The sequence below is a fragment of the Halobacteriovorax sp. GB3 genome, from assembly GCF_028649655.1.
GTDB lineage: Bacteria > Bdellovibrionota > Bacteriovoracia > Bacteriovoracales > Bacteriovoracaceae > BSW11-IV.
Genome location: NZ_JAQSLN010000001.1, coordinates 727,630 through 753,406, shown reverse-complemented (window position 1 = coordinate 753,406; position 25,777 = coordinate 727,630). Strand labels below are relative to the sequence as shown.

Genomic DNA, 25,777 nt, shown 5'->3' with positions numbered 1-25,777 from the left:
TTTACGCAAATTATTCACTCTGAAATTATTAGATCAATGGCCCTGACTTGGGCCATTTTTTATTGTCCCATTGAAGTAATTAGTTTCAAAAACATTTCATTTTTAATGAGTGATTCGTAGGCCAGTCCTACTATACGAGAGGAGTACTCATCCTCGAGGGCCGAGGCGATTTCTGTTTCACTGTAGTGACCTTCGTTGATCATGAGACGAATAATTTGTGATTCGACTCCCTCTGCTAACTCGAGCTTCTCAATAATCAACTCAGCATAATCAATCTGCAAAGAAGTTTCATCAGCGCCATTTTTTTCTAACTTAATCATTTCATTTTCTGGATTAGACTCGAAATCCTCGACGATAATATTATAAAATCCCTCATCATCGTATTCACGAACATAATCTCTTCCATCAAAAATACCATAAGAACTGATATCTTTTTTAGAGCTTCCCTGAATAACTTTATTAGCAGCTTGCCAATAGGCCTTTTCAGCAACCCCAATATCAAGGTGATTGATATGACCAAGGACGGCATAGGAGATAACTGTATTATCAGAAAATTCATTAGCTTCACCAAGTATTATTTGAATACTTTGTTTTAAAGCTCCAAATGAATCCTTAGCTTCAAAAATAGAATTGTCGCGAATTGTTTGTTCATAGAGATCAACAATATATTTAACAGCGACATCTTTGTCTTGATAAAGAAATTTCTCGTATTCAAGATTCTCTTGAAAAAGTTCCCTTAGAAGATCAGTAACGGCCTTATAGCTTTTTTTACTAGGATAGTACTCCTGTATTACCTTCTTAGCTTCACTAAAGTTTTCTTTAAAGTTCAGCTTATGAGGTAGACCAAGAGAAATCAACTTCCTTTTAATCGACTCATCATTGAGAAGTTTTGCATTCTTAGAAAGAGACTCCTCACCTACCTGTTTAATGATATAGACATAAAGCCTATCAAGTTGTTGACTATTCAATTGTATATGAAAGCGTGACTTTAAATAAAAGCGTATAGAACGCTTAGAATCGACTTCATTTTCTTTGAAGAAATTATACTTGAATTCATTTTTTAAATAAGAATAGGCTTCTTGAAAACTCAGCTCGACTCTGAAGTAATTATTGTAAACAATCTCAGGATAGATAAACTTTAAGATCTGATCTAATTCTCTTTTATCAATAAAGATTCCAAATCGTTTTAAAATTAAGCGACTTACTCGATAACGATTTTCACTCTTATTTCTACGAAGATTCGACTTGGCCATTTCCTTTTTTAAAAGTGCGATCTGATCTTTGGAGATGACTTTTTTTGTTGAAAAGACAGTGTTCACATCACTTTTACCGTAAAGACCAATTAGAAAGTTTTTTAAGTCAGAATGAGTAATATTCTCAGAAAAACACGCCTCATAGAGTTTTTTGGCCTTATCAAAGTTCTCTAAACGATGACCATTAAAGTGAGCGTTGTTAGAAATTAAATAACTCATAAACTTAAAATTCTTTGGACTAAAGCGATGAGTATCATCACCCTTGATTTTAAGAGCGTAGGTTTTGAGATTAATGATTGAGCGTTTCGTTAAATCTCTATAATCAAAGAGATAAGAAAGACTTCTCCCAGAAATCTTTTGATATCTATTTTGTAATTGATTTCTAAGCGTTTCTTTCATTCTTTCAGATAAAGAACGACCAATACGATTAGAGGCCTCAGAAAAAAGATCCTCTACTGTTTCAGCATTAAAAATAAGAGAGTCAATAACGTCTTCTCTATCTAAGAAACCTGTTTGATAGAATTTGTAATAATTGACAGGATAAAGAAACTTAACAACTTCGTAATAACGATTAAGATTCAAAACACTATCACCAAGATATTTGTGTAAAACTTTTTTAGATATTTCATGTCGCTCTTGTACAGAGAGATCATCTAACTTCTCTTTTCTTAACTGATCAATAAGAAATTGACGACTTGTTTTTAAGTTTACATTTTCACGAAACTTAAATGATTGAGATGGAAAAATACGATCGACATAGCGATATAAGAAAGCGTTTGTGACTTCCTTTCCAAGTAATTGCTCAGCAACTTCTTTTGCAATGAGATAATTCTCTTGAAAGTTATCAACAGGTAGTTTCTCATGTTCTTTCAATTCAAGTGCGAAGGCCTTTTCAAAACTCTTATAACTAAAATTACGATTTAGTCTTATTCTCTTATGATGCCTTCTTAATGTCTCGTTTTTTGCAATAACGCCAAAATACTTTAATTGATCTTCAAATGAATCTAGACCTGAGACCTCTTTCATTTTATTGAGGATCTTAGCTACACCATCGCGCGTTCCAACCAATTCTTCTTGTATATCTAGAATCTTATCAGACTTATACTTACCGCTGTAATTTTGAAAGAGAAGGATAAATTCATCGCGCTCTGAAAGTGGTCTCTTTTTTAACTGCATGAAGAGATCAATCAGCTTATCTTTTGTTAATTTAGATGTACCACTAACGTAATAATGCCATGTCGTAGGAAAAACTTTTTTTACCATTGTGCTAAATTCATCTTCACTCAGCACTTTTCCTAAAAGCTCATTGACGATTCTTCTTGATAGCTCTTTATTTTTCTTATCATCTTTGAGGGGAAGCCCCTCATTTTTCCAAAACTCATACTTTAAATCTTTTTCAAATTCGCTTTCATTGTAATTTAGCCTATGTTTGAGAGATTTCTTATAGCGGTGAATATTTGTTTTTCCATCAACAAGGCCTATTGAGATGAGGTTTTCTTCCCAATTTTTCTTCCCACCAATCTCTTTAATTTGACCAAGAAAAGCCTTGTAACTTATTTTAGATCCTGATTTTTTAAGAAGAATGGCCTCGAATTCTTTTTTCTTGTGCTCAAGGCGCATATAGCTAGGTCCATTAAAAACAAAATCAGTCTCTACGAGGGACATCTCTTTAACAAAAGAACGAACAAAGCTTTGAAGATCAAATTTTTTAATATCGAGTCCAAGTGAATTTAATCTTCTTTTAAAAGTTTTTAAACTGAAGTTTCTTTCATAGAGTTCATAGAACTCTCCGTAAGTAATTTTACGAACGAGCGGTGAAAAATCATCGATAGCTAAAACGGCATCCGAGTTTTTCATTTTCCCAATGGTATAGTCAGAACCACTTTCTGATCCATAAAGTCTTTTTAAATAGAGATCAATGAGATCTTTTTCATCAATTTGAATTTCTTTTGAGTGAAAGAGCTTAGATAAGTCGAAACAATCTGTCGCTAAAATACTTTGATTCAAAGTAAGCAAAAAAAAGAAAGTGATAAATGTAAATTTCCAGATTAATTTCACATACTTAATGTAATTGAAATGACGAAAGATAAATAGATTCTAAGGCAATTATTATAGGGGTGCTAGGATTCTAACACCCCTATAGATAATGTTCTAAGATGCGATTTTCTCGAGCGTTGTGACTGCTTTTTTGAGAGATTCACTCTTTTTGATCAATAACTTAACTTGAGAGGCGGCCTGTTGTTGAGACTGCTTAAACTCGATTTGCGTCTCATTGAGCGATGTAACAGAATCAGTCATATCGTGAATTCCAAGCTCTTGCTCACTCAAGGCCCTTAGAATCTCATCGCTCATAGCACTGGAACGTTGTGATTGCTCAACAAGTTCTTCTAGAGCGTTTTTGCAATCATTCATAAGGTCCTGCCCTGTTTGAAGATTGAGCTCAGTTGTTTCAATGATTGATTCGATACTCGCTTTAGTTCGCTCTGAAAGATTTTGAACTTCTCGAGTGCTTTTTTCGACGATATCAGTAATCTCCACAGCTGAAGATCCACTAACTTGAGCTAAGTTTCCAATTTCTCCAGCGACCACACTAAAGCCTCTTCCGTGTTCCCCTGCTCTTGCCGCTTCGACAGAAGCATTGAACGAGAGAAGTTTTGTTTGAAAAACAATATCCGTAATAATTTTTGTCTTATCTTGAATTTCTGCAATTGTTTTTGAAATATCATGCAAGTGTTCACTGTTACTTTTAATCGTCTCAACAACTCTTTTATTGTCATCTTGAATTGCTTGAAAAGAGTTTAAGAGATTAGAAATTTTATCTCGACTATCATTTGAAATAGACGCCGTGACATTGGCAACTTCATGCGATCGATTAGCATTATTTTTAGTCGTATCAACCATCATTTTAATTTCACTCATGGCAGCCGCCATATTTTCAACAGACATGGCCTGCTGATTTGTCGCAACAACGATTGATTCACTACTAGAGCCAATAACGTTGGTAATTTTATTCAACTCTGTATATTCATTTTTAAGTCGACCAATAACACGCTTAACTGGGGCAATAAAAGTTTTATACTGATAGAGAGTGCTTGAAATAGAGAGAATAAGAGCAAAGAGAATCGCTCCAATAAGACCGTAGATCGTTGAGCGTTCGGCCTCTTTAACAGAGATTAAGACATCATCAACATAAACACCTGTACCAAGTATCCAGCCCCAAGGCTTGAAAAGCTTAATATATGAGGTTTTCTCTAAAACAGTTTTCTCACCTTTTTTTGGTCTAAAATATGTAACGTGTCCTTCGCCTTTGGCTTTAGCTATTTTCACAAACTCTTGATAAAGATGAACGCCTTTAGCATCAGTGTAATCTTTCATATTACGACCGACTTTATAAGGGTCTGCACCGTGCGCGACGACATTGTATTCCATATCACTTACAAAGAAATAATCTTTGGTGTTGTAACGAAGTGCCTGGAGCATTCCCTTGGCCTCTTTCATGGCCTGCTCTTCGCTAATTTCACCATTTTGAAACCTCTTATAAGAATGATTCACTAAAGAGTATGCATTTTCAATGGCCACGCGAACTGAATCACTTTTACCATTTCTAGCAGTTGATTCTAAAGCTGGTAGCGTAATATAAAAAATCACGAAAACAAACACAGCAGAAGAACAGATTGAAAAGAATGAGGCACTAAAAAAATGCTTCACTTTCTCTTTTAAAGACATAAATACTTCATTCATAATTGACTCCTCAAATGGGATTTCGGCAAAGAACTTAAAATTCTTAAGTTCTTTTTAACTTTTTAAATCCAATGTTATTTCAATATCTTTACAGCCTTAGCTTAACCCAAGGTTTGTTTCAAAAGAGTATTTATTGAATTTAAGCGTAGAACCTGAGCTGGATCATATAAATGATTAGGTTCCACTAAGAATAGGAATCAATTGGCAAAAAAAGTGCGTAAAAAAAAACAGAGCTTACTTTTTTTGAGATTTAAAGTCTGCCTCTTTACCATGATAAGGATGATTAGAATCAATTTCGATCTTGCGACCAATTTCATTTTCAATATCTTTCATTTGGTCAACTTCGAGATCATCACAAAATGTAATAGCAACTCCCTTCTTACCAGCTCGTGCAGTTCTTCCAACGCGATGGATATAGGACTCACTATCTTCAGGAAGTTGATAATTAATAACGTGAGTAACATCGTCCACATCAATACCACGAGAGGCTACATCAGTAGCGACAATGGCCTTGAGCTTTTTCTTTTTAAAAAGCTTTAGAGCATGCATTCGCTGCCCTTGATTCTTTCCACCGTGGAAGGCCATAACACTATGACCATCTTCTCTAAGCATTTTTGTTACACGGTCACAAGTCTTTTTAGTTCGAACAAAAATTATCGCAGACTTTAAAGCATGCTTTTTAAGTAAGCTCGTTAAGAGAAGAGGTTTATTCGCTCTATGAACTTGAAAAATATACTCTTGAAGATTTGATTGATCATCAGAATCATCAACAGGAGCAACCTCAATCTTTTTTGGTTCTTTAAGCTCAAGAGTCACTAATTCTTCTATTTCTTTTGGAAGTGTTGCCGAATAAAAAACGTTCTGTCTCTCTTTAGGCATATGAGAGAGAATCTCTTTTACATCAGGGTAGAAACCCATATCGAGCATCTTATCAACTTCATCTAAAACGAGGTATTCAACCTCTTCAAAAAAAAGACTCTCTTTATCAAAGAGCTCTTTTAAGCGTCCTGGAGTTGCGACAAGAACATCGACACCTTTCATTAAGTATTCTTTTTGATCTTTAATTCTCGAACCACCATAGACAGCGAGAACACGAAGAGCATTTCCTTTAGCATATAATTTAATTTGCTGTTCGACTTGGTCGGCAAGTTCACGTGTAGGAGTTAAAATCAAAGAACGAATACGATAGGGCCTTAGCTTCTTTTTATTTGCGGACAGTCGATGAATGAGAGGCAATGAAAAGGCAGCCGTTTTTCCCGTTCCCGTATCCGAGAGACCGAGTAAGTCTTCGCCCTCTAAGAGAATTGGAATCGATTTCTCTTGAACCTCAGTTGGGATTTTGTAGCCTTTATTTACAAGGGCCTTAACAATACTCTCACTGAGACCGAGTTCTTCAAAAGTTGCCATAGAGTTTTCCAATTATCGCTAGAGAATTAAACCTTAAATGAACTTCAGATATAGCACATAACTGACTATTTCGACTATTTCTTTGTGTATTACAGTTCGATAATTCTTTAAATTCCTTTGGAAGATTTGCTATAATAAGCCTATGTATTTAAAGGAGAAAACTTGAATTTATTGATCATTTACATAACATTGGCCATTGGCGTCTCTTTTTTATGTTCGATATTAGAGGCCGTCATTTTGAGTATATCGCCCAATTATCTCGAATCACTAAAAGACAAGGAGCCTGCAAAATATAAAAAGCTTCTTCCTTTAAGAACAAATATTGAAAAGCCACTGGCATCAATTTTAACGATTAATACTTTTGCCCACACCATAGGAGCGGCCGGAGCTGGAGCTCAGGCACTTGAGGTTTTTGGCAACGAGTGGATCGCAACGTTTTCTGTTGTTCTGACTCTTGGAATTCTCTTTCTAAGCGAGATCATTCCAAAATCTATTGGCGCTCAATACGCTAAGAGCTTAGCAGGATTTGCAGCAAAAGTGCTTCCACCGATGATAGCACTTACTTATCCACTAGTTTATATCAGTGAACTTCTCTCAAAACTCTTTAGCAAGAGCGACGGTGATAAAACATCAAGAGATGAAATCAAGGCCATTGTCGACATCGGCCTTCGTGATGGTGCTTTAGAAAAGAGCGAATACACCATGCTTAAAAACTCTCTTGAGTTTAAAAAAGTTCCATCAAAAGAAGTCATGACGAAAAGATCTCAAGTTGTAGGCTTGACCATCGATGAAACAACAGAGAGTATTCGCGAGCACATCATAGAAAATAACTTCAGTCGTATTCCCATATTTGGCCTAAATCATGATGACATTAAAGGCTACGCCCTTAAAAATGATCTTCTCCAATTAATGGTCAAAGGCCTTGATATAGACTTAAATCAGTGCATGAAGCCCATGTTAATTGTTCCCTCTTACCTCCCGTTAAAAAAGCTTTTCTACCGCCTTTTAGAGCGCCGAGAACATATTTGTGCCGTCGTTGATGACTACGGAAAGTTTGTAGGGATTGTGACATTAGAAAATATTATTGAAAATTTATTAGGTCTAGAAATCGAAGACGAATTTGACTCTCCATAAAAAAAGGAAGCCCTAGAGCTTCCTTTTTCATTATCCTATTTCGCTTTTTTTGCTTGCTCAATCCAACTATCAAAGTCCTTTTGATGGGCCTTAATCCATGAATCAGCATGTCGTTCAATTTGCTTTTCAGTATTCTCACCTTTAGAGATCAGCATATTCTGAAGTGAAATATCATTAACATTCATTTTCGCAACTTCAAATAATTTTGCTGCAACTTTATGGTGCTTACCTGTGGCCGCATTAGCAACAATTCTCATGTTGTTAATATTAAAACCATAGTCATCACCATTTGGAAGACGCGTACTCTTTGAAATTGGATGGCTAGACTCTGTTACCTGCAACCAGACTACGTCTTTACCTGGCACAAGCTTTCCACTTACCCAATAAGGAGTGTATGTGTAATATAGAACAGGTTCACCCTTATCAAACTTAGCAATCGTTTCAGAAATAATCGCAGCGTACTCCCCCTGTCTGTGCTCGACAGTTTTTCTTAATTTAAAGGCATCAAGTTGGTGTTCAATAACTTTCTCACATCCCCAACCTGGATTACATCCTGCTAGATCGGCCTTACCATTTCCATCACTGTCAAAGAGTTTAGCGATTTCAGGTTTCTTTAGATCATTGAAATAGCGAATTTTATACTTATCGGCCGTTTTCTTATCGATGAGATAACCTTGAGCACATCCATCGATGAAAGTTCCCTTTCGATAGAAGGCCTTATCCCCACCGGCCTTTTTATACATATTTTCATGCAATGGCGCCCAGTTGACTGAGAGAAAGTGGATATTCTTATCGTCTTTATTTTGCGCAATTGATTTATAAGCAACGGCGTAAGCAACTTCTTTAATTGGTTGAACATCGTAACCAAGTTTAGAAAGTGCCTTCATTAAAATCATGGTTTGAAACTTCTCTTCCGCAATCGGTGAATGCATAGGATAAACCTTAACACCCTTTCCAGGAAGATCTTGTGCCATTGATAAACTTGAAAGCCCAAGAAGCATTCCAATAAAAAGATTTTTCATCTGTATCTCCTCTTTAAGATTTAACTTTACTCATTATTTTATAGATAATTCCAGCAGGACCAGTTTCATACCAATGAGTGTGGATTGTCGTTCTCTGCTTGGTAGCAAAAGACTGTGTCATTCTATCTAAAACAACAGCTAACAAGACAATCCCAAGACCACCAACAGCAGACAGTCCCATGTCCAGTCGACCAATTCCTCTAAGAACCATTTGCCCTAAACCACCTACGGCAATCATTGAAGCAAAAACAACCATAGATAAAGACAACATGAGCGTCTGATTCACTCCGGCCATAATAGTAGGAAGGGCCACCGGTAATTGAACACGAAAGAGTAACTGCCATCGACTCGCCCCAAAAGAGTCCGCTGCTTCCACGAGATCACTTGGTACTTGCTTAATACCAAGGTCTGTAAGTCGAACGAGTGGTGGTAGTGCAAAAACGATTGTTACAACAACGCCAGGAACGTTACCAATTCCAAAGAGCATAACAATTGGAATAAGATAAACAAAAGCAGGAGTTGTCTGCATAGCATCTAATACTGGTCTAACAATAGCAGACGCTCGCTTTGACTTTGAAATATAAATACCGATTGGTATTCCAATGAAGACACAGAAAATCATCGATGTAAAAACGAGGGCCAAGGTAACCATGGCCTGATCCCAAGCGCCAATTGCACCAATGATAACGAGTGAAATGAGTGTTCCAATACTTAATTTCTTACCAGAAACTTGCCAGGCTAAAAGTGCCATAAAAATGATCACAACAACTGGTGGAATACTTAGAAGAGAATTCTCAATTGTTGTCAGAGTAATATCAATCGGATAACGAATTGCTTGAAAGAATTCTCTAAAATTATCAACAATCCAAGTCAGTCCATCTTCAATCCAATCATCAAATGGAAACCATTCTTTTTGAAAAGGCTTCATTAGAGTATTGTGAACTTCATCAACTGCAGCACTATCAGCAGAAGGATTCCATGTATTAGCGGCAGCTGGAGCTGCTTCAAAAGGATTATTTTTTACAGCTTCCTTTGCGACTTCTTTTGTCGTCTCAGCTGTTCCCCATGGATTAGACATTTGTTTCCTCCATATTAAAATCTAATGTATCAAGTAAGTGGGCCTTAGAAATTGTTCCAAGATATTTTTTACTCTTAGAAATTACAGGCAGTGGACAAGTTGCATGGGCCACTTGACCAAGGAGATCATTGAGTTGCACATCTTCTTCAATGGCAGAGATATCTTTTAAAAACGCCCCTTCCAAATTTCCATTTACCTTCTTTTGTTCTTTTAAACTATCTAGAGAAACGACACCAAGATACTCTTGTTTCTTATTAACAACATAAGCAAACTCTCTGTCGTGATCTTGAAGAAGTTGTAGAGTGGTCTTGATACCACCTTCACTTTTTTGAATCGCTGTAACATTCTTTTTCGTAGCGATATGGCCGGCCGTAAAAATACCAGCAATATCAACACCACTTAAGAATGAGCGAACATATTCGTTTTCTGGATTTGAAATAATATCATCAGGAGTTCCAATCTGAACAACCTCTCCCCCTTGCATAATCGCGATACGATCACCAATTCGCATGGCCTCATCTAAATCATGAGAAATAAAAACAATCGTTTTTCCAAGTGACTCTTGAAGATCGAGAAGCTCATCTTGCATCTCAGTTCTAATCAGCGGATCAAGAGCTGAAAACGCTTCATCCATAAGCATTATATCTGAGTCAGTGGCAAGCGCTCTAGCAAGCCCCACTCTCTGCTGCATCCCACCTGAGAGCTGATCAGGATAAGACTTCTCATAATCTTTTAACCCAACCTGAGTGAGAGCGATTCGTGCTTTTTCATAGCGCTCTTCTTTAGACATACCATCAAACTCTAGACCTAGGGCCGTGTTATCGATAATATTAAGATGAGGCATCAAGGCAAAGGATTGAAAAACCATACTGATTTTTTCTCTTCTTGTTTTACGAAGTTCCTTGCGCTCCATTTTCGTCACATCTTTTCCATCAATATAAATACTTCCCCTTGTGGGCTCGATGAGACGATTTAAAAGCCTAACCATCGTCGACTTACCTGAACCAGAAAGCCCCATGATGACAAAAATCTCACCTTTATAAATTTCAAAGCTGGCATCTTTCACTCCAACTGTCTGACCTGTCTGACGAAAGATCTCATCCTTTTCAACTCCCTGCTCAATAAGCTTAAAAACTTTATTGGGCGAGTTCCCAAAGACCTTATAAACATTTTCAATTTTGAGTTTTACTTCTTTACTCATTTGACCTCGCTAGAATTTTTAATCAATTTTCTTTAAATTCGGCGAACACGATCACTAAGACAACGACCGTGAACTAGATGTTAAATAATTGAGTGTATTCATTAAGTTATAGCACTCTTTTCGGAAGGCACGAGCTTAAGATCAAACAGCGTTCGGTAATCACGAACACTAGCCTAAATAAGATTTAAAGGCTTTCAACAATTTAGGGAGCTTAGCTAAAGCAGCTAGTGCGGCCTCTAAGTGGGCCAAGTATGTAAGAATTACAAAAAAACATCCCATCCAATACTTTTAAACAGCTTAGAAATTATTTCCAAAGCTCTGGCCCTAAATAAGAAAAAGTCTATATTCAAGGACATGCTAAAATCATTTCTCTTTAAACTTACACTTTATATTTTATTCATCTCAAAATTTGCTTTTGCTGATGTGAACGTCATGGCCCCACTTATGATCGATTCAGAATCAAAGTGGCAAGAGTTCGAGCAACGTCTAATCAGTCTTAAAAAAAATGGAGTTGAATCGATCTCAACCGACGTTTGGTGGGGGCTTGTTGAAAAAGAATATGGCAACTACGATTGGAGTGTTTACAAGAGAATGGCAAAGCTTATTAAAGATGCTGGTCTCAAGTGGACACCTATTATGTCTTTTCATCAATGTGGCGGAAACGTTGGAGATGATTGCAATATTCCAATTCCAAAATGGGTTTGGGAAAAAAGTAAAAACAAAAAAATCTTATCTCTTTTTAGTGAGCATGAATTTCAAACACAAAGCGAAACTGATATCCAATATCTAAGTGAGCTAGGCCAGAGAAATAATGAACATCCAAGTGTCTGGTCGAGCCCACATACGGTTCAATATTATAAGAACTTTTTAAAGAACTTTATAAGTGAATTTTCTGACTATCAATCAGATATTAATGAAATCAATATTAGTCTCGGTGCGGCCGGAGAACTTCGCTACCCTAGTTATAATTCTCATGATCAAGGACAAGAGAAGTCAATTGCTCTTTTTCCTAATAGAGGAAGTTTTCAAGGAATGAGTGATCTTGCAAAGTTTTCATTCAACGATTACATGCAAATCAAATATCAAACAAACAAAAGATATAAGCTTCCCTCTATGGAAGAATTTAGTGATCTCATGGACAATGGTCTACAGAACACTGAGTTTGGAAAAGATATTTTTGATTGGTACCAAGCTTCTCTTTTTAAACATGGTGAGATCGTTCTCACAGAACTCGATCAAGTAAAATCTCAAACACTTTTTAGATCCATTCCACTTGGTTCAAAGGTTCCAGGAATTCACTGGAATATGGGTATAGATCATGGTCTTGGAGAAGGGTTTACTTGGTCACATCGTTTAAGTGAGATGACAGCGGGACTTATCTCTTCTAATGATGAAAATCTCTTTATTACAGAAAAGGGCGCTGGCTATGATCGTCTTCTCTCTCACCTTTCACAAGTCCGTCGAAAGCTTCAATCACCTTTTATTCTTCACTTCACTTGTCTTGAGATGAATAATAATGACAATGCCGATATGAAGGCCAATTCAATGGCAAAAAGCCTAGTTCACTGGTTTGGAAATCAAACGAAAAAGCACGATTTAAAACTAAAAGGTGAAAATGCTTTGGAAGGTCTTCTCTATCAAAAACAATCTTGGAAAAATATCAAAGATGCTATCGATTATTCTCACTACAGCGGGCTGACTATTCTTAGAATGGGTCCACTAACTGACAATGAACAAGTGCAACAAGAAATCAAAACTCTTGATCGCCATTTGAAAGATTTGAAAGCAAAGAAAATTAAAAAGAGAAAGTATCCTAAATGCTTTTCTCTCTTAAGGAATTTTTAATCATGCTTCGAAGTGAGCTATTGAGCATTTGAGAAGAGTCTCTATCTTTTAATAAATTCTTCGAAAGTGTGTAACTTAGGTAGAGACCATAAATATTGAAGGCAAATTCCTTTGAATCAACGCTTTCATTAAAAAAGCCTTCCTTCTTACACTCATCAACAAAACTTGCCATAAAGGCCAAAAGTCTTGATTGCTGACGAACGATCTTATCTCGAACGGCGCAGTTCTCTCGATCTTGGTATTCATAGGCGGCCTTAACAAAAGGACAACTAACTTTTCTTTTGAATTGAAGTTTAGATACCCAATCAATCCAAAGATCACAAAAAGACTCAAGTCGACTAAGAGCATCCTTGCCCTGAATTTTCTCCGTCACATTCTCTCGATAGACTTTCTCACTGAACTCTAAAATGGCCAGCTGCATGTCTTCTTTATTTTTAAAGTGTGAGATAACTCCCGTTCTCGACATGCCAACGAGTTTGGCTATTTCGCCAATCGTTACATTTTCAAGGCCATAAGAGCTAGCAAAGCCCATGGCCTTTAAGAGAATATTGTCTTTTGTTTTTTGCCCTTTATCCATGATTAATAAACTCCAAAACCTTTCCAATCACAGCGGAGTCCTTAAGAAGACGGCGATGGCCTAGACCTCTTGTCTGGAAAAACTGAAACTCTTCAACTCCACTCTCTTTCTCTCTATCGCTAGAAAAAAGAAATTCTTCGACATCTGCACTAGGGCAATAGCGATCTTCTCGATCATGGATAAAAAGAAAGTGATCATTCACTTTATCACGGTGATTTAGGGGTTTCAATTTTTGCCAATGACTCTCATAATTTTTTGAAACATCTTCTAAGAGACTTAAAACCATTCTCTTTGAAACTCCCACTCTATCCATTTTTTGAAACATATCTTCAAAAAATAAAATAGGAATACTAATGAGCACGACTTTTCTATTCTTAAGTAACTTTGAGTCTAAATTGAGAAGGGCCGCTCCACCCATTGAGTGTCCGACCAATGAGACAAGCTCATAATCTCTCTTTTCAATCTCTTTAATGACACTTTCAATTCCATCGATAAAAGCGAACATGTGAGAGACTCTCCCATCAGAGAGTCCATGCCCAATATGATCAAAACACCAAACGGAGTAGCCTTCATTAAGAAGATCGATAAGCATTTTTTTATAACAAAGTGATGTATCGGCCCAACCATGAGTTAAAAGGACATGCTTATTTCCGCCTTTAAAAAAGTAAACCTGAACTTCACCCATTCGCTTAGTTTTCAAAGAGAAACTTTCATTGGGAATGACAGATTGAAAAGGAGTCTCCCTTTTTCCGTAGGGATTAGTAAATAAGCGATAAGATAGTCCATTACTTAACGCAGGAGAGAGTGTTGTAAGCAAGTCAGTTGATAATTTAATCAAACCTCTTCTTGCATTATTTTTTTTCTTAGCTTCATTGAAATAGATCTTTTTCATAACCCACCAAATAGTACAGTTGTTCTATTAACAAAATAACACAACTGTACTATTTAAATCAACCCCCAACATGAGTCTTTAATTTCGAATACTTAACGGAGCCCTATACCAAAGTTCAAGATATCTTGCCGAAGTCCGTTAAGAAAAACAATAGTAAAAAAATTGGAGTTTATATGAAAGCAAAAGGACTTGTCCTCGCCGCTATGTCACTCGTACTTGCCAATGCCCCTATGGCCCAAGAAGAGCAACATGAGCACGCTAAGGTTTTTAACCCACAAGAAGAACAAGAATTCTACAATCAGGCCCTACAAAAAGGTGAATTAGAGATCCTCGACTTTCGCTTTTCTCAAGGAAGCTGGTATGAATGCGAAGACATGGTAACAGGAAATTTTTCTGGCTACAAATGTGCTTCACGCAGACAAGTCTCTCAAATTCTCAATGAGTATATGATGGAGCACATGCAAGGTTGTGTTCAAGAGGCCCTCGATGAGCAAGACGGTGGAACAATTGAAAAGATGCACATTGTTCACGATGGTATTTTAGGAGATCGAAGACACTCTCCACGAAGCTTACACGCCGAAAATAGGGCCATAGACATTAGAAGCTTTGAGTTAAATCTTACTGATGGATCAAAGAAGTCTTATGTTTATGAAAAACTGGAAAACAGAGAATTCTTTACGACTTTTAGAAAATGTTGGGGAAGAGTTGTTCATGAAAATAACGGATGCCCTGTCTACAAAAACAATATTATGCGAACGGGATCAATTGGATGGGAAGATAAAAACCATCAGCACCATATGCACACATCTGTTCCCTATTGTGTTAGCGGTAAATACGGTAGTTACTACTACAATAGATAAAAAGAAAGGGCTCCAAAAGGAGTCTTTTTTATTTGCTTAAATTGGTCGATCAGGTTGATCGAGAACTTCGTGCCACTCATGAGGAGCATGAGTTAACTTAGAAAGAATAGCATCCGAAATCTTCGCATACTCGCGAACTTCCTCATCATTAGATAACATGGCATAACTGTAAATTGCGTGAATGTTGCGATCGATTTCCGCCTTAGACTTTCTTTGCAAATTTCTCCAAGTCAAAGGCCATGGTCTTTTTCCACTTTTTTCAAACGTTCTTAGGGCCTGAGTTCCATCTTCAAGTCTTATGATGGCCTTTTCGATACTAACAACATAGTCTCGTTGCTTTTCGATATAACCATCAACGCCATGCTCATCAATCTCTTTTAAAAATGAAAGACCCTCTTCATAAGTTTTTAAAAAATTATCCACTTTCTCTAGGTACTTTCTCTGCTTATGATCGTAGCGCCCTTTCCCCCCATTTTCTCTAAACTGAATGAGAGCTTTTTGCAACTTCTTATCCTTCATTGCCTTTTCATAACTTTTTTTCCCTTTGTCTCTATAGCTTCTATAGTGATCCACTGTTTCAATAGAGTTTGCCATAAAGTCATCGAGAAAACTTGTCCATGTACTAAGTTCAGCTCGTTTCGAATTTAAAGAACTTTCTAAACTCCTTAGTAACTCCCCTTGATCAGTTTTCATGATCTTTTCATGAGCACTTTTAAATTGATCTTTATAGGCCCTTGCAAAGTTCTCTTTGATAGGATGATAAAAGAGAAGGTTTCTCATAACTGACGGATTCTCTAACAGTGAGTAATAGTCCTCTCGGTCTTCTTTTGCCATGAGATAGCAATAATCATTTTTCCTTGAAAAAGAGTAAGCATCTCTAAGATGAGTCCCCTTAGTATTCGTAGGTATTTTTTTTATTCCGTAGTAATAATCATAGACATCAGCAAATTGGCGGCCTTTTGAGATCATTGTCTCACAATTTTCATCACTCAAACTAGCCATTCTCTCACTGTTAGTTCCTTGCGATAAGTAATAGTACTCAAGGTCTTTTCCATCATGACATCCTAGATTAAAGTAAATCCCTGAGTGAACATTATAAAGACTTGGCATATCGTGATTAATTAATTTTTGAAGAGCTCTATCATTTGCTAAATCGAGAGCTTTTTGTTCATTAAAAAGAATATCTTCTACATATTGAGAGGCCGCTGGACGAATACTCAAAGGCCCTTGATCTTCATAACCCGCGAGTATTTTAATATTGGGAAAAAGACCTTTCCAATCGATAACTTCTTTTTTTACACTCGTATAACAACCAAGAAGCAAGCTACTTTGTACATCCTTAGCTAGCTTAGGATAGCTTTTAAAAAGGGAAAAGAGCTCCTCTTTTCCAAGCTTCTTAGCTATCTCACGATCAGAGGAAAAGCTTCCTCCTCCATTGTGGCCAGAGAGAATAAAAGATTTCAAACTTCCTTCATTCTTAGAGATCTCAGATAGCCTTTCTTCGAGTTCCTCAATGATTGGTCGATCATTTTCATAAGACATCTCAGTTAGCTTCTTTGATTCTTTTAGAACCTTTTCTTTCAAAGAGGTGCAATTGCTTTTACAATTTACAAATCTCGTTTTCACTCGATGAAGCTTTTCTCTTTGTATACCGAGTTCAATTGTATTTTTTGGAACAACGACAAATTGTTGTCCTCTTTGACAAGCCGCCTTTTGAGCGCTTTCAACTTCATGATATGAGGCATTCACATCAACAAAGAGAATAGTTTCCTTCTCATGAATTGGTCGTTCACAATTAAAGGCAAAAGAAAAAGTTGGAATGAGAGCTAAAAAGAGAAGTTTATAGATCATTGACTCTCCTTAGCTTCACTCGCTAACTTGAATCGCTGAACACCCTGCTCTTTATCTTTTAAAAAAGGATATCTTTTTACAAGCTGATTGAAATCGTCTTTTATTAATTTATAATAATAAATATCAAAATCTAGTTCATCCCAATCGCTTGGGCATAAATCATAAAGACCAAAGACTTGAAGATTCTTATTTCTGGCCTGGATACTAATGATCTCTTCCCTCTTTGGCGTCTCAACTTCGTACTCTTTTGTAAAATCATCAACTGAAATATGACTATCGAGAAGCTGTATTTTAAAAACACCCTTGTTTTCTTTTCTCTGAGGGATTTTTAATAATTTCTTTTGATCCTCTTTCAAATAATCGAGATCAAGTTCATCAAATGACCAACTTGATTGCAGCAATAAAAGAAAAAAGACAAAAATGAATGAATTAAATTTCATCAGGCTCTCCTTAAAGAGCCTATCGGAAGGAAAACTAAAGAATATTATTGACTTGGACCAAGTTCTAACTTGGGAGAAACTCTTACCTATAAGAGCATAATTTAAGAACTTCTTCTGTGCTTAGAGGCTTATTAAGGCCGAGCTCTGCTCTTAGATAGCACTTTATTGGACTCATTTTATCAACTGTTCCCTTGCAAAGCTCGATGGCCTGATCTTCAGAAAGATTGGGACCAAAAGTTGCCCTTGCTGTGTTAAAGCAAGAAATAACGGCGTAAGAGCTTAAAGCACCCTTACATAATGCTAGTGCCTTCGTTGCATTGAGACCAAGCCCAACGATTGAAGTTGCACTATTAAAGCATTGCGTAGCCTCAAGGGCATAGAGATTGAGAGAGAAAAGACATGAGACTGTAAGAATAATTTTTTTCATCCAACTTCTTTGCTTTATTTCTAACCTATAGACAATATTAAAAAGTGAGATTTGTAGCAACTCCCCATAGAAACGATACCATTTATTGTAAAATCAAATAAAATGTAACGAAATGGATTTTAAATGCACCCATAGAAAACTAAAGAAGGAATCTTTATGAACTGGGCCATCTTAACGATATTTAGTCTTATCATGTTCTTTATCTCACCTGCTCTTGGTAGAGAAAATCGTATCTCCCAATTTTTTGGAGCAAAGAGAAAAGATGGAAGTGATATCGACCTTGTTACTTTAACCTCATCACTTCTCATTTCGTGGATCTTTGCAAAATCAATCTACAATGCCGCGAGCCTTGGAAGTAGCTTTGGAGCACCAGGGGGGCTGGCCTATGCAACCTACTGGCTCTCTTTCATCGTCGCAGGCTTTACTATTTATCGCCTTAGAAACCAAGGTTTTGAAAGTATCCCTCAATTCTTAAAGTCAAAATTTGGTAGTGGAGCACTTTGGCTATTTTCCTTCATTCTTCTCTTTAGGCTTTGGAATGAAATTTGGTCAAACACAATGGTGGTCGGTCAATTCTTTGGGGAAAAAGGATCGGGTTCATTTATCGCTGCTAGCTGGCTAACAACGTTCTTAGTTTTAGCTTACGCACTTAAATCGGGTCTTCGAAGCAGTATTATTACTGACCTCATTCAAATGGCCCTCGCTTCGATTTTGATAGCGATTATCTTAGGTCATATTTTTCCAGAAAAAGGTCCTGTTGAATTAATACAAACCGGAAATTGGAATTTAAAAGGTGGAGTTGATCTCATCTTTGTTGCTCTCATTCAAATTTGGAGCTACCCATTTCACGATCCCGTCATGACTGATCGAGGATTTATTACAGAGAAAAGAAAGATGCTCAAAGGATTTATCTTAGCAGGTATCTTTGGGGTCATCTTTATATTTCTTTTCAGCTTTGTTGGAATTTTTCATGGAAGTGCAAATTTGGGAGGCGACTCTGTCATCGAAACGGCGAAATACTTCGGACTGCCCATGCTTGTCATTATGAATCTCATCATGCTGACAAGTGCCAGCTCAACAATTGACTCAACCTACACATCAGCAGGTAAGCTCGTCGCTTTAGAGCTTTTAGAAAAGTATCATCTTGATAAGATAAAACTATCGCGCATCACAATGATCGTTCTCGCTCTACTTGGAAATGCTATGGTTCATTTAGGACCTGAAATCCTAAGTGCAACAACCGTTAGTGGAACAATGGTCATTGGGTTAGCTCCTATTTTTCTACTTTCATCATGGAAAAAGGCCTCTAAGGCATCATTTTACAGCAGTGTTCTAGTGGGACTAGTGACTGGAATATTCCTTTCTCTGGGTCTTATTCCAGATTCTATCGGAGATGGAAAATACGGTAAGCTCCTCTATGCCAATGTCATTGGCACTACTCTATGCTTTATAAGCTTTTTCGCTTTTGCCTATCTCATGCCAAACAAGAAAGGAATGAATATTGAAAAAAATTAGATCTTTTAACTTTGAAAACCATAAAAAACTTATTTTCTTTGGTGGAGTCTATTCAAACGCTGAGGCCTTTAAAGCTTTTTTAGAATTAATGGATAATGAAGAAGTTTCAATGGATCGGCTCTTCCATTCGGGTGACCTTCTCGCCTACTGCTCATCACCAAAAGAAGTTATTCAGTTAATCAAAGAAAGAGACATTAATTCAATTCTTGGAAATGTTGAACAACAAATCGTGCAAGAGAAATCTGACTGTGGTTGCAATTTCAATGAAGGCTCACTCTGCGATACCCTTTCAAATCAGTGGTATCAATTTGCAAAAAACCAAATCGATAAAAAAGATAAAGAATATCTAAGTACATTTAGTGATCTCATAAAGATTCGCTACCATCAATCGAATATCCTTCTCTGTCACGGTTCTCCCAATCAAATTTCAAAGTACCTTTTCAATTCATCACGCCCTGAAGAATTTGAAAAAACAATTGATCAATCACTTAGCGATATCGACATCATTATTTCTGGTCATAGTGGAATCCCATTTTGCCGCTTCATCAATGAGAAGCTTTGGATCAATACGGGAGCACTTGGGATGCCGGCAAATGATGGAACAAATAGAACTTGGTTTGTCGAATTAAACCAAGAGGGCACCACTATTCACTATCAACTTCGCTCACTAATCTATGACTTTGAAAAAGAAGCAGAGTTAATGCGCCAAAATCAATTACCGGAACAATACGCCAAAGCTCTAGAAACAGGGCTATGGCCAAGTTTAGATATACTACCGGAGAAAGAAAAAGATCAAACAGCAATTCCTATTAAAGAATTTAAAGGGAAGCTCATTATCAATAACAAGGACCAACAATGAAATTATGGCCACTTTTAGCTATTCTACTCACCCAAGCAAGCCTAGCTTCGAGCTACTTTGTCGCACCTTTTTACTTAAGCCTAAATGGAATTGAGCCATTCTATGGTGCAGCTGCAGGAATGAAGGGTTTAACAAAGAGGAAGTTTGATATTGTGGCAGGTGCGAGCTTTGGCTCTCTTGAAGGAGCAGGGCTTAGTCTTAGTAATTACCAGTTAACGGCCAATGATCGCATAGGTTTGAATTTTTTGAATATAAGTGATGTAAAGTATGAAACAAATTATGGTCGTGGACTTACGACGACTGATTTTGTAAATCAAAAACTAGAGTTTCAAGCGATTCAATTGAACTACTCACGTCTTCTTTCAAAATCATTAACTGTGAAATTCAATATTGCCATGACTCAACGAAAATTTAAGGGCTATGAGACTTTAGATGAAAGAGAAATCGATATCACCCTTAAAAACTTCTATGATGAAAAAGCTACGATCCTAGGGCCAGCGATTAGCTATAAAACAGACCTTTTTAAAGCAAGTGCTGATTTAGGTTATATTTTTGGAAGAACAGGACAAAGCGATATGCTTCTTCTAAACACAAGTCTTTGGAAAGCAATTCCCCTCTCTTCAAATAATGCACTCAATTTTGGAATGAAGTCTTCTCACGCCTTTGTCGCCAGTGAATTTCAAACAAAAGATAACGAGATTGATGGAGACTGTGAACTCATTACAAATAGTGAGCTTCAGCAGCGATGCCTGCAATTAGAAAGCGATACAAATAAATTCATCAAGGCCCACAATCGCTACGGAACAGCAAAACCTCTTGGAGGAAATTTTGGACTCAGATCATTTAGAGAGTTTGAATTTAAATCAGCACATAACCTCCTTCTTTCTAGTGAATTTCAACAAAGGCTCATTGGAGAAAAACTATATGGACTGATTTTCTTTGAATTAGGTCAAGCACAAGATCGGTTTGAAAAAATTATGAACTCTTCTCGCTTTAGTTCAGGTGCCGCTCTTCACTACTATGTCAGTGAAAAGATGCCTCTAAGAATCACCTACGCCCGCGGAAACAGTGGTGATCAATTCTTTATTAGTGCCGGAAGTATTTGGTAGAAGAACAAAGGGCATGGAGGAAAATATCCTCGATGCCCTCAATAAATTTATTCTGTGCAGGCCATAGATGTTTTAGGCGCTTCATTAATACAGCCATAAACATTACAGCTTCCCCCATATTCCCAACATCCATAGACATTACATCCACCACCACTATACCAGCAACCATAAACATTACAGCCACCACCTTGGGCCCATTTTCCATAAATATTAATACCAACACAACGATCGAGATTTCCCGTATCTCTTCTTGGTGGTTTTCTACGTCTTCTCTCTTTACGTGGGCCACAGTCTCTTAAATCAGTTCCATAGTCACAAACGTCGTAACTAGACCCTGGACCACCATCATCACATATTCCATCTCTAGCGTATTCACAGCTATTGTTATTGGCCATAATTTGCATTGAGAAAAACATCATAAAAATAAGTGTCATAAATTTCATAAACCCTCCCTTTAGATTTCGAAGAATCTACAGCGCTCCGCAACAACTAACAACAAATTCCTCTGAACAAAAGTGAACAACTTCAGTGATTAAATCTATTCTCCTAAAAGAATTTCATAACTATGTGAAATTGCCTTTAGAAAGGAGAGATAGCAATCCTCCTTGTTACGTCTTTTCTCATTAATATTTTGACAAACATGAGATGAGAAAGAGCTAGGAAAACTAATTGGTAAAATACCACTTCCAAGGAGTACATAATCCGAGCACAGGCGAGATGTGCGACCATTACCATCATGAAATGGGTGAATCGTTACAATCCACTGGTAAATATGAAAGGCCTTTTCATAGGGAGATAAAGTTAAGTTAGTTAGAATCTTTTTTTCAAAAAGAGAAAGAGCTTTTTCAATATACTCAGGTTTAATAAATTCTAAGTGACCACCATAGATTGGAATTTCTCTGATACTTGAAGCTTCATTTCGAACGAGTGCATTCAGTTTATAAACATGAGATAATGAGAGTTCTTCATTTTGAGAGAGCGACTCATTTACATATTGATTGGCCCTATCCCAGTTTCTAAGATCACTGTCTTTAACTCTACCAAGCGTATTTGAACTTAAAAGCCGCGCCTTGGCCAATTTACTCCAGTTTAAGGAATAGGCACGACTCACCTTCTCGCATTGATATGAGATAAAATCATATTGGGCCTCAATCTCCTCTTGAGCACGAAGATCAAGAGGAGCCTGAAGATACTTAAGGACTTCGCTAGAATCCATCGTCTATTCTTTTTACTGCTGAAGCTTGAAAGTTAAAGATTCTCTTTCCACATGGAAGACTTCTTTAGGATTGTTGATCATCAGGTAAGTCGATCCATTGATTTTTTTAATAGAAACATTAGATCGCCCATAATTTTGTGAACAAGACAGAGTTGAGTCACAGTCATAGAGATCAAAACGATCCTCACCTTTTTGGTTAATCATATACTGACTACCTGAATATTCTCGTCTCGATTGCTCTAGGGCATCACTATAAAGATAAGAGACAGTGGCTTCAAATTCCATCTTTTCAATCTCAGTCGTTGTCGAAGAATCAACTTCAACATCATCTTCATAAGTTTTAAAACGTATCTCTATGCGAAACGTAGTAGGAATCGAGATCATCTCACCATTGTCATTATAGACTGTACGAACACTCTCAAAGGACTCCGTAGAAAGAAAATACTGATGATTCAATTCTAATTTCTTTTCAATAATCTGCTGTCTGAGTGTTTGAATTTCGGCCTTGGCCATCATGGAAACGGGATTCATTAAAATCAAAGAACTGAGGATTACTTCTTTTTTCATGTGATACTCCAAGGGTAGTTTCTAAGTTGGTAGAAGAAACATACCCCTGGCCTATCAATAAATAAAATAACTTAAGATCATATTTACTATAACAATTTGTTATATATCTTAAGATTGTGTGAATTAATCGATGAGTGAAACGGTATCACCCTTAGCAAAGAGATAGATATCCTGATCTCTAGAGCTAAATTCAAAAGGGTTAACATTAGATCCAAAAATCTCAAATCTTCCATCGATTAAACGAATAGCAAAATCACCGTCAGGAAAAATTCCTGCGATTATTCCCGTGTAGGAGACAACACTAGATTTCGTCTGCATGAAAACACCGACAAGATCACCAATGCATCCACCATTGGAATGACATTTATCTTTTAGGCGTGTTGCTACTTTTGAAGCATAGCCATTCCACACTTCACCTTTGACTTTATTAAAACTAATATCCTCAGTTGCTTTAATCGTCGTTTTCTCAAGCATAATCGTCACTTTAGGAAATAGAGACGATGAGCGGCGATCCTTTCCAAGATACTCACCTTTAAAAAGCTGACAGAGTCCGTGATCAAAACATTTATAAGAGTTCTCTTTCGTGACCATAGTGTAGTTATTTAAAATGAAGACATCATCTCTTGATCTTAAATCATCCACACCACGAAATTGAGTGCGACTTTGATTGTTATTATATTCCACACCGAAACCTGAAAGAAATTCCGCCCCTGGTGAGTTTTCAAGATCGAGGATTTCTTCACTACTCATTGTTTCAAATGTCGATGTACTTAAAAGATAAGTCATCCAACGAACGAAATCACTATCAGTAGCACCCGTTTTAATGGCCTCTTCATAGAGAACTTCATGCAAAATAATTCCGGCCTTTGTAGAAAGACTCGTTTTTGGATGATCATAGAGCTCTCTAACAAAGTAAAACTTCTTTTGCCCTTCAACTTGCTTTGTTAATTGAACGGCAAATCGGATGATTTCACAATTTTGCCCTTGTTCATTTTTGCTTGGTACAAAAGGAAGGTCCATATCATAAATGGGACTCAACTTCCCATCATCAGTGCTAATGAGATAGTAATCCATGCGATCAAGAATCCAAAGAGCGCGGTTTCTAAGTTTACTCGCAAGTGATGGATAGTGTTTTTCCATTCTTCTAAAAGCGAGTTTTAACTTCTCTTCAACACTATTTCCAGGAAGATCGATCTTCACATTCGATCGGCTATCTTTTCTAAGCCCTTCAAAATAATCAAGTAGATTGATTTCAGAGATCTGATCTCTCTCATCAAAACATACAACGGAATTTCCGCCTCCACCTGAAGAAAAGCCACTCTTTCTTAAAAAGATATTTCCATCTCTTCGAACTTGAAGTGGAGTTAGCCCATCTTTTCTTGAAGGATCTTTTTTAGAGTTCTTCTCTTTTGTAAAAAGAGTCGTATATGTCGATTCAACCACATTCTCTTTTGAAACTTTAGTCTCACTCTTTTTTTCCTTTGCGGCCTTCATTCTCTGTCTAAATTTATCCACATCAAATTGATCAGCAGCAAAAACAGCATTTGAAAGCAAAAGAGTTGAAAGAATTATTGTTTTCATTATTTTTCACCCTGTAATTTCACTTCAGTCGGTATTTTAAAATCCATATCAGTCATCTCTTTCAAAGATTCAATGGCCATAAGGATAATTTGCAATTTCTTCGTCACAAGATTTTTAAAATCAGCTTCAACTTCAATAATTGATGAAAGCTCTTGTTGCCACGAATCAGAGTTCCACAAATCGTAGAAATCAAAAATCCCTCTTTGCATCGCCATATCTCCAGAGCCAGAAGCATTGACTTTACTCATAAGAATTTGAATTTCAGAAACGAGTTCGCCATAGAGCTTAAGATTTAATTGACCAGCGGCCCTTTTAACCTTCATTAGCTCTGTAAGTTCAAATTCCATTAATTCCATGAGAGCACCAGATGCTTTGGAGACATTACCAACAAGACCTCTATCCCAGCCATAGGCTGATTTAAGCTCGCTCGTAAATTTTCTAATGGCCTTAATACTTGGTTTTAAATTTGTAACATGATCATAGTCTTCTAATATTTCAGAGGCGACCATTCCAAAAGTAACAAGTCTTCTTGATGCCTCTGTCACTCGCCAATTAACAATTGTAAATTGATTTTCTTCTTGAGCAATATAAAGAGCATCCTCAAGGGCCTGTGTATAGCGATCAAGATGCGACTGATGGCTCTTAGCAACATTACTTTTAAATACATTTAAAGCTCTTTGAATAGATTTTAAAGAACTCAAATAACCTAAACGTCCTGTTGAGAGACTCTGCTTAAAAGTAGATTCAGATGCTTCAATAATGATTGATTTCAGGCGAAGACCTTCTCCAAATATGGTTATATCTTTTCGAGCATCTTCGAGTATAACTGGCTCACATTCACAAAAATCATATCTGAATTTAAATTTATTATGTGGAACTGGTTTAACAAAACGGTTATTCATCTCCAGCCCCACTATTTTGAAGTTTGAAACAATATCTACAAAAGTGGAATCACGTGAATCAATATAGGCCCAGTCTTTTATTATGCTAAAGACTCTATCAGATGAAATTTTAATTTTAATTTCATCGTATTCAATAACACAATCTTTATGACCTTGAGCACAAAATGCCGCCACATTAATTTTAATCCCTCTCTCATGCGCTTCACTTTTTGGTGGCATCAATAAATTATCAGCACTCAATACTGAATTTGAAATACAAAGAGAAAGAAGGAGAGCTATTTTAAAAAAGTACTTCATCTG

22 protein-coding genes are annotated in these 25,777 nt (G+C 36.8%); 6 read left to right on the top strand and 16 right to left on the bottom strand.

Annotated elements, in window-relative coordinates:
* Positions 1 to 59 precede the first annotated feature (59 nt).
* The 3 genes from HBN50_RS03710 to HBN50_RS03700 form a co-directional block, all read right to left on the bottom strand.
* Positions 60 to 3,311 (bottom strand): hypothetical protein, encoded by a 3,252-nt coding sequence (locus tag HBN50_RS03710; RefSeq protein WP_273868035.1) that lies wholly within the window; start codon positions 3,309 to 3,311, stop codon positions 60 to 62.
* Between the two features lie 93 nt (positions 3,312 to 3,404).
* The gene (locus tag HBN50_RS03705; protein WP_273868034.1) at positions 3,405 to 4,994 is read right to left on the bottom strand and encodes a cache domain-containing protein; all 1,590 of its coding nucleotides are present in this window, start codon (positions 4,992 to 4,994) and stop codon (positions 3,405 to 3,407) included.
* 234 nt (positions 4,995 to 5,228) lie between these two features.
* A complete protein-coding gene (locus HBN50_RS03700; protein WP_273868033.1) occupies positions 5,229 to 6,401 on the bottom strand; it encodes a DEAD/DEAH box helicase in 1,173 nt (390 codons plus the stop codon).
* Positions 6,402 to 6,563: 162 nt separating this feature from the next.
* Between HBN50_RS03700 and HBN50_RS03695 the strand changes: the two genes are divergently transcribed.
* Positions 6,564 to 7,535: a CNNM domain-containing protein gene (locus HBN50_RS03695; RefSeq protein WP_273868032.1), complete on the top strand. Its 972-nt coding sequence runs from the start codon at positions 6,564 to 6,566 to the stop codon at positions 7,533 to 7,535.
* 35 nt (positions 7,536 to 7,570) lie between these two features.
* On the opposite strand, the gene proX is transcribed toward HBN50_RS03695, so the two are convergent.
* From proX to proV, 3 genes are read right to left on the bottom strand one after another with little or no spacing between them, the layout of a single operon-like run.
* Positions 7,571 to 8,557 carry a glycine betaine/L-proline ABC transporter substrate-binding protein ProX gene (gene proX / locus HBN50_RS03690; protein WP_273868031.1) on the bottom strand — a complete coding sequence of 329 codons (987 nt, stop codon included), beginning with the start codon at positions 8,555 to 8,557 and terminating at the stop codon, positions 7,571 to 7,573.
* A 13-nt stretch (positions 8,558 to 8,570) separates the two neighbouring features.
* The gene (gene proW / locus HBN50_RS03685; protein WP_273868030.1) at positions 8,571 to 9,635 is read right to left on the bottom strand and encodes a glycine betaine/L-proline ABC transporter permease ProW; all 1,065 of its coding nucleotides are present in this window, start codon (positions 9,633 to 9,635) and stop codon (positions 8,571 to 8,573) included.
* Entirely contained in the window at positions 9,628 to 10,836 is a 1,209-nt protein-coding gene (gene proV / locus HBN50_RS03680; RefSeq protein ID WP_273868028.1) for a glycine betaine/L-proline ABC transporter ATP-binding protein ProV, read from the bottom strand. The genes proW and proV overlap by 8 nt, the downstream gene beginning before the upstream one ends.
* A gap of 354 nt (positions 10,837 to 11,190) precedes the next feature.
* Here proV and HBN50_RS03675 point away from each other — a divergent pair, with 354 nt between their 5' ends.
* Positions 11,191 to 12,681 (top strand): family 14 glycosylhydrolase, encoded by a 1,491-nt coding sequence (locus HBN50_RS03675; protein WP_273868027.1) that lies wholly within the window; start codon positions 11,191 to 11,193, stop codon positions 12,679 to 12,681.
* Here the strand turns inward: HBN50_RS03675 and HBN50_RS03670 are convergent.
* Positions 12,650 to 13,258 carry a TetR/AcrR family transcriptional regulator gene (locus HBN50_RS03670; RefSeq protein WP_273868026.1) on the bottom strand — a complete coding sequence of 203 codons (609 nt, stop codon included), beginning with the start codon at positions 13,256 to 13,258 and terminating at the stop codon, positions 12,650 to 12,652. The genes HBN50_RS03675 and HBN50_RS03670 overlap by 32 nt on opposite strands.
* Positions 13,251 to 14,150 (bottom strand): alpha/beta hydrolase, encoded by a 900-nt coding sequence (locus HBN50_RS03665; RefSeq protein WP_273868025.1) that lies wholly within the window; start codon positions 14,148 to 14,150, stop codon positions 13,251 to 13,253. Before HBN50_RS03665 ends, HBN50_RS03670 begins: the two co-directional genes overlap by 8 nt.
* Positions 14,151 to 14,323: 173 nt before the next feature.
* Between HBN50_RS03665 and HBN50_RS03660 the strand changes: the two genes are divergently transcribed.
* Positions 14,324 to 15,010: a hypothetical protein gene (locus tag HBN50_RS03660; RefSeq protein ID WP_273868024.1), complete on the top strand. Its 687-nt coding sequence runs from the start codon at positions 14,324 to 14,326 to the stop codon at positions 15,008 to 15,010.
* Between the two features lie 36 nt (positions 15,011 to 15,046).
* Here HBN50_RS03660 and HBN50_RS03655 read toward each other — a convergent pair whose 3' ends face one another.
* From HBN50_RS03655 to HBN50_RS03645, 3 genes are all read right to left on the bottom strand, one after another.
* Entirely contained in the window at positions 15,047 to 16,861 is a 1,815-nt protein-coding gene (locus tag HBN50_RS03655) for a hypothetical protein (protein WP_273868023.1), read from the bottom strand.
* Positions 16,858 to 17,301, bottom strand: coding sequence for a hypothetical protein (locus HBN50_RS03650; RefSeq protein WP_273868022.1), 444 nt, complete (start codon positions 17,299 to 17,301; stop codon positions 16,858 to 16,860). The genes HBN50_RS03655 and HBN50_RS03650 overlap by 4 nt, the downstream gene beginning before the upstream one ends.
* Positions 17,302 to 17,383: 82 nt before the next feature.
* Positions 17,384 to 17,728, bottom strand: coding sequence for a hypothetical protein (locus HBN50_RS03645; RefSeq protein WP_273868021.1), 345 nt, complete (start codon positions 17,726 to 17,728; stop codon positions 17,384 to 17,386).
* A gap of 156 nt (positions 17,729 to 17,884) precedes the next feature.
* On the opposite strand from HBN50_RS03645, the gene HBN50_RS03640 reads away from it, so the two are divergent.
* From HBN50_RS03640 to HBN50_RS03630, 3 genes are read left to right on the top strand one after another with little or no spacing between them, the layout of a single operon-like run.
* On the top strand, positions 17,885 to 19,243 hold the full coding sequence (locus tag HBN50_RS03640) for a hypothetical protein (protein WP_273868020.1): 1,359 nt from the start codon (positions 17,885 to 17,887) through the stop codon (positions 19,241 to 19,243).
* Positions 19,230 to 20,102, top strand: coding sequence for a metallophosphoesterase family protein (locus HBN50_RS03635; RefSeq protein WP_273868019.1), 873 nt, complete (start codon positions 19,230 to 19,232; stop codon positions 20,100 to 20,102). Before HBN50_RS03640 ends, HBN50_RS03635 begins: the two co-directional genes overlap by 14 nt.
* Complete coding sequence (locus HBN50_RS03630; RefSeq protein ID WP_273868018.1) at positions 20,099 to 21,211, top strand: hypothetical protein; 1,113 nt, start codon at positions 20,099 to 20,101, stop codon at positions 21,209 to 21,211. Before HBN50_RS03635 ends, HBN50_RS03630 begins: the two co-directional genes overlap by 4 nt.
* Positions 21,212 to 21,258: 47 nt before the next feature.
* On the opposite strand, the gene HBN50_RS03625 is transcribed toward HBN50_RS03630, so the two are convergent.
* The 5 genes from HBN50_RS03625 to HBN50_RS03605 all read right to left on the bottom strand — a co-directional run bounded on the left by HBN50_RS03625 (position 21,259) and on the right by HBN50_RS03605 (position 25,774).
* A complete protein-coding gene (locus HBN50_RS03625) occupies positions 21,259 to 21,654 on the bottom strand; it encodes a hypothetical protein (protein WP_273868016.1) in 396 nt (131 codons plus the stop codon).
* Positions 21,655 to 21,749: 95 nt separating this feature from the next.
* Complete coding sequence (locus HBN50_RS03620; RefSeq protein WP_273868013.1) at positions 21,750 to 22,427, bottom strand: Fic family protein; 678 nt, start codon at positions 22,425 to 22,427, stop codon at positions 21,750 to 21,752.
* 12 nt (positions 22,428 to 22,439) lie between these two features.
* Positions 22,440 to 22,994, bottom strand: a complete 555-nt coding sequence (locus HBN50_RS03615) for a hypothetical protein (protein WP_273868011.1) — start codon at positions 22,992 to 22,994, stop codon at positions 22,440 to 22,442.
* A gap of 123 nt (positions 22,995 to 23,117) precedes the next feature.
* Positions 23,118 to 24,575: a hypothetical protein gene (locus tag HBN50_RS03610; RefSeq protein ID WP_273868008.1), complete on the bottom strand. Its 1,458-nt coding sequence runs from the start codon at positions 24,573 to 24,575 to the stop codon at positions 23,118 to 23,120.
* Positions 24,575 to 25,774 carry a hypothetical protein gene (locus HBN50_RS03605; protein WP_273868007.1) on the bottom strand — a complete coding sequence of 400 codons (1,200 nt, stop codon included), beginning with the start codon at positions 25,772 to 25,774 and terminating at the stop codon, positions 24,575 to 24,577. Before HBN50_RS03605 ends, HBN50_RS03610 begins: the two co-directional genes overlap by 1 nt.
* Positions 25,775 to 25,777: the final 3 nt, after the last annotated feature.

Bases quoted from the DNA above. Each gene is read 5' to 3' on its own strand.
- HBN50_RS03640 (WP_273868020.1), top strand. From the start codon at position 17,885: ATGAACTGGGCCATCTTAACGATATTTAGTCTTATCATGTTCTTTATC.
- proX (WP_273868031.1), bottom strand. From the start codon at position 8,557: ATGAAAAATCTTTTTATTGGAATGCTTCTTGGGCTTTCAAGTTTATCA.
- HBN50_RS03610 (WP_273868008.1), bottom strand. From the start codon at position 24,575: ATGAAAACAATAATTCTTTCAACTCTTTTGCTTTCAAATGCTGTTTTT.
- HBN50_RS03605 (WP_273868007.1), bottom strand. From the start codon at position 25,774: ATGAAGTACTTTTTTAAAATAGCTCTCCTTCTTTCTCTTTGTATTTCA.
- HBN50_RS03670 (WP_273868026.1), bottom strand. From the start codon at position 13,258: ATGGATAAAGGGCAAAAAACAAAAGACAATATTCTCTTAAAGGCCATG.
- proW (WP_273868030.1), bottom strand. From the start codon at position 9,635: ATGTCTAATCCATGGGGAACAGCTGAGACGACAAAAGAAGTCGCAAAG.
- HBN50_RS03660 (WP_273868024.1), top strand. From the start codon at position 14,324: ATGAAAGCAAAAGGACTTGTCCTCGCCGCTATGTCACTCGTACTTGCC.
- HBN50_RS03630 (WP_273868018.1), top strand. From the start codon at position 20,099: ATGAAATTATGGCCACTTTTAGCTATTCTACTCACCCAAGCAAGCCTA.
- HBN50_RS03625 (WP_273868016.1), bottom strand. From the start codon at position 21,654: ATGAAATTTATGACACTTATTTTTATGATGTTTTTCTCAATGCAAATT.
- proV (WP_273868028.1), bottom strand. From the start codon at position 10,836: ATGAGTAAAGAAGTAAAACTCAAAATTGAAAATGTTTATAAGGTCTTT.
- HBN50_RS03650 (WP_273868022.1), bottom strand. From the start codon at position 17,301: ATGAAATTTAATTCATTCATTTTTGTCTTTTTTCTTTTATTGCTGCAA.
- HBN50_RS03705 (WP_273868034.1), bottom strand. From the start codon at position 4,994: ATGAATGAAGTATTTATGTCTTTAAAAGAGAAAGTGAAGCATTTTTTT.
- HBN50_RS03615 (WP_273868011.1), bottom strand. From the start codon at position 22,994: ATGAAAAAAGAAGTAATCCTCAGTTCTTTGATTTTAATGAATCCCGTT.
- HBN50_RS03620 (WP_273868013.1), bottom strand. From the start codon at position 22,427: ATGGATTCTAGCGAAGTCCTTAAGTATCTTCAGGCTCCTCTTGATCTT.
- HBN50_RS03655 (WP_273868023.1), bottom strand. From the start codon at position 16,861: ATGATCTATAAACTTCTCTTTTTAGCTCTCATTCCAACTTTTTCTTTT.
- HBN50_RS03675 (WP_273868027.1), top strand. From the start codon at position 11,191: ATGCTAAAATCATTTCTCTTTAAACTTACACTTTATATTTTATTCATC.
- HBN50_RS03700 (WP_273868033.1), bottom strand. From the start codon at position 6,401: ATGGCAACTTTTGAAGAACTCGGTCTCAGTGAGAGTATTGTTAAGGCC.
- HBN50_RS03665 (WP_273868025.1), bottom strand. From the start codon at position 14,150: ATGAAAAAGATCTATTTCAATGAAGCTAAGAAAAAAAATAATGCAAGA.
- HBN50_RS03645 (WP_273868021.1), bottom strand. From the start codon at position 17,728: ATGAAAAAAATTATTCTTACAGTCTCATGTCTTTTCTCTCTCAATCTC.